The 7612-nt window shown below is 61.2% G+C and carries 4 protein-coding genes and 2 rRNA genes; all 6 read right to left on the bottom strand.

Translation table 11 applies throughout. The features are described 5' to 3' along the window. Window position 1: 1 nt before the first annotated feature. The 6 genes from pgaB to rrf (ASC85_RS17145) all read right to left on the bottom strand — a co-directional run bounded on the left by pgaB (window position 2) and on the right by rrf (ASC85_RS17145) (window position 7455). Window positions 2–1999: a poly-beta-1,6-N-acetyl-D-glucosamine N-deacetylase PgaB gene (gene pgaB, locus ASC85_RS17120; RefSeq protein ID WP_057450600.1), complete on the bottom strand. Its 1998-nt coding sequence runs from the start codon at window positions 1997–1999 to the stop codon at window positions 2–4. Window positions 2000–2011: 12 nt separating this feature from the next. Beyond that, window positions 2012–4492, bottom strand: coding sequence for a poly-beta-1,6 N-acetyl-D-glucosamine export porin PgaA (gene pgaA / locus ASC85_RS17125; protein ID WP_057450601.1), 2481 nt, complete (start codon window positions 4490–4492; stop codon window positions 2012–2014). 245 nt (window positions 4493–4737) lie between these two features. Beyond that, entirely contained in the window at window positions 4738–6243 is a 1506-nt protein-coding gene (locus ASC85_RS17130) for a YdgA family protein (protein WP_057450602.1), read from the bottom strand. 158 nt (window positions 6244–6401) lie between these two features. Further along, window positions 6402–7040, bottom strand: coding sequence for a hypothetical protein (locus ASC85_RS17135; protein ID WP_057450603.1), 639 nt, complete (start codon window positions 7038–7040; stop codon window positions 6402–6404). A 174-nt stretch (window positions 7041–7214) separates the two neighbouring features. Beyond that, a 5S ribosomal RNA gene (gene rrf, locus ASC85_RS17140) occupies window positions 7215–7330 on the bottom strand. Between the two features lie 9 nt (window positions 7331–7339). Continuing rightward, a 5S ribosomal RNA gene (gene rrf / locus ASC85_RS17145) occupies window positions 7340–7455 on the bottom strand. Window positions 7456–7612 lie beyond the last annotated feature (157 nt).

A 7612-nucleotide genomic window follows, 5' to 3' on the forward strand; every position in this document is an offset into this window, starting at 1 on the left:
GTCAAGGATTCCACTTGTTGGAGAGCGCCGGCCGCACGGTTTTCACAGCGGGCTGGTCTTCGATGAAGTTGTCCGGGTAGTAGCCGAAACTGGTCACGCCTTTGCGCTTGAGGCGCCCCATCCAGTCGGCCAGTTGTTCGCCGTCGATGTCGCTGACCGGCTTGCTGTGCCAGTCCCGGGCCTGCAATTCGAACACCGTGCGCTTGAGCGCGCCGGGGCGAGCCTTGACGGTGTCCACCAGGCGCTCGAGCCAGGGGCCGGATTGCTGGAGGGTCTGCTTTTCCATCAGCGGCATGGCCATCGGCGCCGTCCAGTCATAGGCGCCGAGGAAGTCGTCGAGGTTCTGGGCGAACCAGGCTTCGCTTTCCGGATTGAGCATCGGTTCGGCAAAGATATTGCGCGCGGTGCGCACCTGCGGGCCACGAATCGCCCGGACCTTGGCGGTCAGCTCATGGGTGAAGTCGATCAGGTAGCGGCTCTTGAAGCGGGTCCAGCGTTGCATCGCTGCAGGATCGGCCCGCAGGGCGGCGATGGACGTCGGCAAGCCGTGGGCGGCATAGACTTTCAGGGCTGCGGGGCTGGCATCCTCGAAGTCGGAGAACACCGCGTCGTCATGGTACAAGACGCCATCCACCGAGCTCATCCGCGCCAGGTCTTGGTAGATCTCGCCGATGACCTTGCGCACGTTCGGGTCGAACGGCGACAAACGCACGTACTGGTCCGGGGCAACGCCAGTCTTGCCGGTTTCCGGATCCCAGCGCTGTACCCGCGAAAGCTTCGCGTCCAGGGCGAAACTGAGCACCGGCATCCAGGCATAGACCTTGGCGTTGGCCCGGGTGCGCAACTGCCATGCAACCCGGTCGAACAGATCGGCGCGTACCGGCAGGTGACGGTTGGGGAAGTACAACGAGTGCACGAGGCCGTCGCCTTTCGGATCGGCGAAGGCTTGCAGGAACACCGTATTGGCACCCAGGTCGGATATGCGCTGGACCAACTGGCCGACGTTGGCTTCCTGCTGCGCCGGGTCCGGGTCGTAGACGTAATCCAGGTCGACATGTACCACGCGCATCGGGTCAATCGTCTGCACGGACACGATGCTTTCGGCGAAATGGGCGCCATCCGGATCGGACGCCACCAGGAAGCGTGGGCCACTCATCAGGTTGTCCAGGCTGTCGAGACCGTCTTCCAGAGTCAGGGCCATTTGATAACCCTCGCTGCCAATCACCTGCAACGCCGTGCCGTCGGCTTCCCCATAAGGCCAGACCCAGACGCGAGGACTGTAGCCAGCGACCTTGCGGATCTTCTCGGAAATGGCCGCCACGTCCTTGCGCAAGCGAGCCTCGAAGTCGGCCTCGGTCTCGTAGCGACCGGTGGCGGGGTCGTAGCGCCGGGTGGTTGCGGCGGGTTGCTGGTTGCCTTGCGGGTTGGCGAGCACGCCCTTGTGATTGGCGTCGGTGTGGGCGGCGATTTCCACCAGGCCCGATTTGGAAACCTCGCGAATCTGCTCCCAGGTCAGGAACTCGGAACGCTTGCGCGGCACCCCGGCGAAATCCACCGTTTGATTCAGCGGCGTATCCACCCAACTACCGACCGGGGCGAGGATCGCCGGCCAGTTATAGGCACGCAGGATGGGCATGACGCGGGTGTAGAAGCTTGCGTAGCCGTCGTCGAAACTCAGCAGCACTGCGCGCGGCGGCAGCTCCGGCCCGCCGTTGCGGGCGGTGATGATCTGGTCCACCGTGACCGGCTGGTAGTTGTTTTCCCGCAGCCACGCCAATTGTTCGATCAGGCGTTCGGTGCGCACGGCCACCAGCGCCTGGTCCGGGTCACGGTCATCGACATCGTGGTAGGCGATGCCGAGCACATGGTTCTTCGGCCACGGGGCGTCATTGGCCGCCAGCGGGCGCTGCGAGGGCGGCGTGAACGCCGGGGCTTGCTGGGCACAAGCGCTGATCAGCAAGACCCCCAGCAGAAGGATGAATCGCGAAATGACAGGCATCTTCAAACTCTTCTAGAAGCGATAAGTGAGGTCGACAAGCAGGCGCAGATCGCTTTCGCGATCGCCGTCGTAGGGGCGGTTGAGCCAGCTCAGCGCGGCGCCGGCCTCCAGCACGTCGTTCCAGATGAAACGCTGGCCGTAGCTGAGCAATCCCACGGCGGCAGTGCTGTAATCGCGCTGGCTGTAGGTACCGGCACCGACCTGGAACTGCTGGCTCCACGTGGTCTCGTAGCGGCGGTGCAACACGTGATTGACGCTCACGGTCGGCATGACGCTGAGGTCCGATTTCGGATTGAAATAAGGCACTTCGTTGGAGCCGCTGTTGCGGCTGGCAGCCACTTCCAGCCCCAGCTCCACTTGCACGCGCGGTGTGCTGTAGATGCCTTCGCGACCGGTCAGTTGGGTTTCGAGGCGGTTGTTGCCATCGCTGAAATGGGACGGGCTGACGGCCAGTCGCCAATCGCGGCTTTCATTGGCCCGCCAGCGTAGGAAACCGCTACCGCCGTTAGAGCGAATGCCGCTGTTGAGCGCCCGCAACGGGGTATTGGCCGAGAGATAATCCAGGCTGCCGCCGTACTGCCAGTGATCGTCGATGTCCCGGGCCACGGCCAGGCGCGCGCCTTGCTTGTCGCCGGAGCCATAGGAATGATTGGAAACCTCGGCCTCCAGCGTCATGTCCCGGGTGCGACGCTCCACGCCCAGGCGCTGCCAGCGGTGGTGGCCGGTGCCTTCCTCGAAATCACCGGTGGCGTAGCCGGCACCGCCGAACAGCCGCCAGTCTTCATCGATGGGCGGGCTGTAGAGCAGCGTCTCGATACCAAAGTCCCGGCTGCCAGTGACGGCACCGGCGTCACCGTTGCCACCGCCATAGCTCTTGCCGGTGTAGGCCTCGATGCGCAGTTCGGCCATGTCGTGTACGTCGCGCTGGCGTTGCAGGCGTTTGACATGGGCGTTTTCCGGATAGCGGGCGACCACGTCGTCGGTCAGTGCATCCATCTGCCGCCATTCCTGCAAATCCATGGCTGCGCGGGCCTGGGCGATTTCCAGGTCACGGTTGCGCGGGATCGTGGCCTCGACTTCCTTGAGCAGGTTTTCCGAACGACGCGGCCAGTCACGGGCCTGGTACAGATCGGCCTGGGCCAGACGCATGCCGGTGTTGCCGGGGCCTTGGCTGACCAGGGTGTCCAGGCGCGCTTCGGCAGAAGGCAGATCGGCGCCATAAGTGCCAGCCTGGGCGGCGAGTTGCTGGGCATCCATCCATTCATCGTTGGGGTTGCCGATCGGCAGGCCCTTGAGTTCGATGCGCGGGCGCTGGGCTTTCGCCATGTCTTCGGCCAGTGCGCGGGCCTCTTCGGATTTTTCACTTTCCAGCAACGCGTAGTAGAGCGCGGTGCTGTCCTCGAAGCGCTCCGCAGGATCGGCATCCGGTGCCGCGAGTACCTGGCGGTACAGCTCGACGGCGATTTCCGGCTCACGCTGTTCCAGATAGGAAGAAGCCACCCAACGCAGGGCATACGTGGGAATGCTCACACCCTCGGCGATCAGCTTCTGGTATTCGGCAATCACTTCAGCCCGACGGGCGCGGGCATTGAGGGCGCCCATGCGATCGATGCGCCAACGGAGTACGTCGTCATGGGCCTCGGCCACCGGGGTCCAGGTGGCGAGCAGCTTGTCGTAGTCGGCCAGGGCGCGGTCGGCAATGACGAAGCGCTCCTGTTCACTGCGACTGGTCATGTCCGCCAGGCGCACCCGTTCGGCGGCCACGTCACCTTCCAGGCGGCGCTGCACACCACGATCGATCAGCCCCGGCTGCAGACGCGCCAGGCGCAGCGCCGGTTCGGGCAGCCGCGCGCGTTGCAGGGCGTAGATGTATTCGCGTGCAATCTCTGGGCTGTTGCCCGCGCGGGTGAAGGCCTGGTCGTATTCGAACAGCGCTTCGTGGGGGTTGTTGGCGCGGGTCAGGGCATACCCCAGTGCCAGTCGACGCATCGGATCTGTCGGTTTGGCGGCGACCATGGCCTTGGCGCGGGTGACGGCTTCGTCGGGCTGACCGCTATCGGCCTGGGTCAAGGCCAGGCCGAGTTGCAGGTCGGGGTTCTGGGGATCGATCACCAAGGCCTGGCGGTACAGCTCGGCCGCCGAATCCCAACGCTTGAGGTTTCGATAGGCGCGAGCCGTAGCGGTCAGCGCCTGGACAGGCAGCGCTCGATTGGCGCCCTGGGTCTCATAGACCGTCACCACCTCGGCGTCGAGGCCAGCCCAACTGGCGATCTGCAGGTGGTCGCTGATCTGCGCAGTGCTGGCCTGGCCAGCCGGAACCTGGCGCAACGCGGCCAGCGCAGGCGTGTAATGGCCTGCACGGGCGTCGAGCACCATCTGGTCATAGGCGGTATCGGCAAACGCCAGCATCGGCCAGCACAATTGGCTGCACAGCGCGACGCGAAACAACGGGCGCAAACCACGTTGAATAAAAGGACCCACAGTACGCGGCATTCGTCAGCATCCTTACATGGCCAGCCGGGTCGCAGTGCCCCCTTGCCCATCAAACAGGAAGCCGGATCAAAGGAATCCAGCCAAGCTCTAATGGGCCTAGTCTTGCACTCTCAGGCGGGTCATCTTCAGGAACGCCACAATTCTTCAGAATCGCTACAGATTTCGGCGCAGGGCTGATCGATCGGCGTAAAAAAACCCGACCCATGCGTCATGCACGGGCCGGGCTTGGGGTGTTGCCGAACGCGTTACTGGACGGCGACGCCACCACCCAGCTTGCTCATCACGAATGCCGTGAATTGCTCAACGGTCATCTTCTGGCCGTTGAAATCGACCTGATTGTTGGCGTAGTGCAGCTTGGTGACAACATCGTTGCCTTCAAGCGTTGCCAGTTCCGAACCGACCGCCATGGCGCTGAACATATCGCTGGTGGCAGTGGCCTGATCGGCGATCAGCTTGGCATCGGTCTGGCCTTCCATCTGTGCCTGCACGGTCATCAGGTCCACCAGCATCGGCTTGGAGACCTTGAGATTGAAGTCCAGCAGGGCGAGCAACTGACGGCCCAACTCGTCCGGTGGCAGGTCCATGGACTGCGGCTTGGCCAGATCAACGATCAGGCTGGCACGGCTTTCACCGTTGGCAGTGTTGAAGGACAGGTTTTCCAACGCCACTTGCGGGGCGCCGGCCAGGAGTTTCTCCAAGTCGGCCTTGACCTGTGCTTCTTCAGCTTCGGTCAGGCTCAGCTCTGGCGCCGGCTCACCGGCTGCAGCGGCCTCGGCAGCCGCTTTTTCGTAAGGTTGCAGCTTGGTCTGGTAAATCTGCATCAGCGACATGGTGGCCGGGATGTCCAGGTTCTTCAGGCTGACTGCCATCTGCGCCGAACCAATGGTCTTGTCGTTGAACGACAACTCACCGATCTTGTAATCGGCACGTCCCGAAGCGCTGGTGCCGCTCTCGGTGCTGTTGTTCTTCATCTCGAAATTCTTCAGGCCCAGCACCGACTTCGGCTCACCAAAAGTGGCCTTGGTGCTGCTCATCAGCAGGGTGTTGTCACCCATGTAGTAACCGTAGGAGCTTTTGCTCAGGTTACTTGCCAATGTCAGGCCGTTCAGCTCAACCTGCACCGGAGTCTGGTCTTCGGCAACGGTGGTCAGCTTGAAGCTGTCCATGTAGCCATCGGCCTTGACCTTCTGTCCCTGGGCGCTGGCGGCCAGGTCGATCTTAAGACCGGAGAAGGTGAGCTGGGATTGCTCATCCAACTTGGTATCCACGGGCAGCAGCTCGTAGGTGCCATTGATGGATTGGTCGTAACCCAGGTTGACCACACCTTTGAGCGGCGATTGGTCCTTGGTGGCGGCGAACCACTTGTCAGTCAGCGGATTGCGCTCAAGGGCGGTGTGACTGGTGGCCATGACTGGCAGCCATTTGAGCGTTATCAGGCGCGAAAATGGCAGTGGGCCGTGTTCGATCTGGTCGACGAAGAGCAGCTCAACCGGCTCGCCGCCGAAGATCTCGCCATCGCCCTTGAGGCGGTAGTGGGCGGTGCTGCTGAACGTTCCACGGTCCATGGAAACCAGCTCCAGGGTAGCGGTGCTGTTCGAGCCGGCCAAGGCTGTCTGCATCTGTTTGTTGCTATCGGCGATAGCGTTCGTCAACACGCCTTCGAGTTTGGTCCCGGTGTACCAGGCGCCGCCCGCGCTGACAGCACCGACAGCCACAACGATTCCCAGAAGTATGCTTGCTGATTTATTCATGAGTGACCCGATCGATATCCATGGTTGAACAAAGCCGTCGTCTTCCCTGACCCGCAAAGGGTGTGGCTCGACGCCGTAAAAGAGGAGGGGAGATTACCATCAGGCACCCCTGCGGGCCCAATGTTTAAAGGGGTAAAAACGTTTTCTTGCGAGGTAGTCTACGAATATTGGACTTCGATCTCGTCGAGCTGATGGTCGAAAGTCTTGAGGCGGGCCGTCCAGGTGTACACCAGCACTTCGAAATCGCGATTGATCACTGCCGCGCCCGATGATGAGTCTGCGCGTGAATCGCAGAAATCCAGTTGATAGCGCTCACGGGCCATGGCATTAGCCACGTCACACAACTCTCGGGCGTTGTTGAGCCAATGCCAGCCGTCCTGGGTGACTTGCTTGTCCAAGGCTGCGCATTGGGTTTTCAGGGCTTCCAGGCTCTTTTCCAGCGGGGTACCGGTGAGCTCCCCCATGACTTCCTGGAACGTGCGGCCAGGCTGCCAATAACTGCCCCAGAAATAACGGTCAAACACCGTTTCGACACGCCGCAGCGCAACCTTGGTGTCCCAAATCAGCACCAGTGTCTTACCTTGTTCGAGGTGTTTTTTCTTGATGCGCTGACCCTGAAACGATGCCCAGGCCACGATTGCAATGGATATCACACCGATCAACGCCGACGCGCTATCGAGAAACAACAGCGCTTTGTCGATCTGGTGAGTGAGCATGACGCCATAGAAATAAGTGGCCGAAAGCAGCAGCAAAGCCGCAATGGCGCACCAGAAGCCGGGAGCATAAGGGTTTTTCATTATTGGAATCCCCATGACCAGTGACGTCGCGGGCCCTTGGTCGCCAAAGCCCGACTCTCACAGCATAGCAACGGCATTGGGGGTTTGCCGGGGCATCAGAGGCTTGATCCGATTACCGGCCCAAAACGACAAAACCCCTGGCTGCTGATGCAGACAGGGGTTCTGGGAATTCAATCTTGACGATGACCTACTCTCACATGGGGAAACCCCACACTACCATCGGCGATGCATCGTTTCACTGCTGAGTTCGGGATGGGATCAGGTGGTTCCAATGCTCTATGGTCGTCAAGAAATTCNAATCTTGACGATGACCTACTCTCACATGGGGAAACCCCACACTACCATCGGCGATGCATCGTTTCACTGCTGAGTTCGGGATGGGATCAGGTGGTTCCAATGCTCTATGGTCGTCAAGAAATTCTGTGACCAACCCGTTCAACAGCAACGTGTCGGTAAAATCGATGACTTCTACTAAAAACAAAACCCCTACCTGCATCAGCAGATAGGGGTTTCGGAATTTAATCTTGACGATGACCTACTCTCACATGGGGAAACCCCACACTACCATCGGC

It is taken from the genome of Pseudomonas sp. Root401 (assembly GCF_001425105.1).
Taxonomy (GTDB): Bacteria; Pseudomonadota; Gammaproteobacteria; order Pseudomonadales; family Pseudomonadaceae; genus Aquipseudomonas; species Aquipseudomonas brassicacearum.

Coding starts and splice junctions, on each gene's coding strand:
- pgaB (WP_057450600.1), bottom strand. CDS start 1,999: ATGCCTGTCATTTCGCGATTCATCCTTCTGCTGGGGGTCTTGCTGATC.
- pgaA (WP_057450601.1), bottom strand. CDS start 4,492: ATGCCGCGTACTGTGGGTCCTTTTATTCAACGTGGTTTGCGCCCGTTG.
- ASC85_RS17130 (WP_057450602.1), bottom strand. CDS start 6,243: ATGAATAAATCAGCAAGCATACTTCTGGGAATCGTTGTGGCTGTCGGT.
- ASC85_RS17135 (WP_057450603.1), bottom strand. CDS start 7,040: ATGAAAAACCCTTATGCTCCCGGCTTCTGGTGCGCCATTGCGGCTTTG.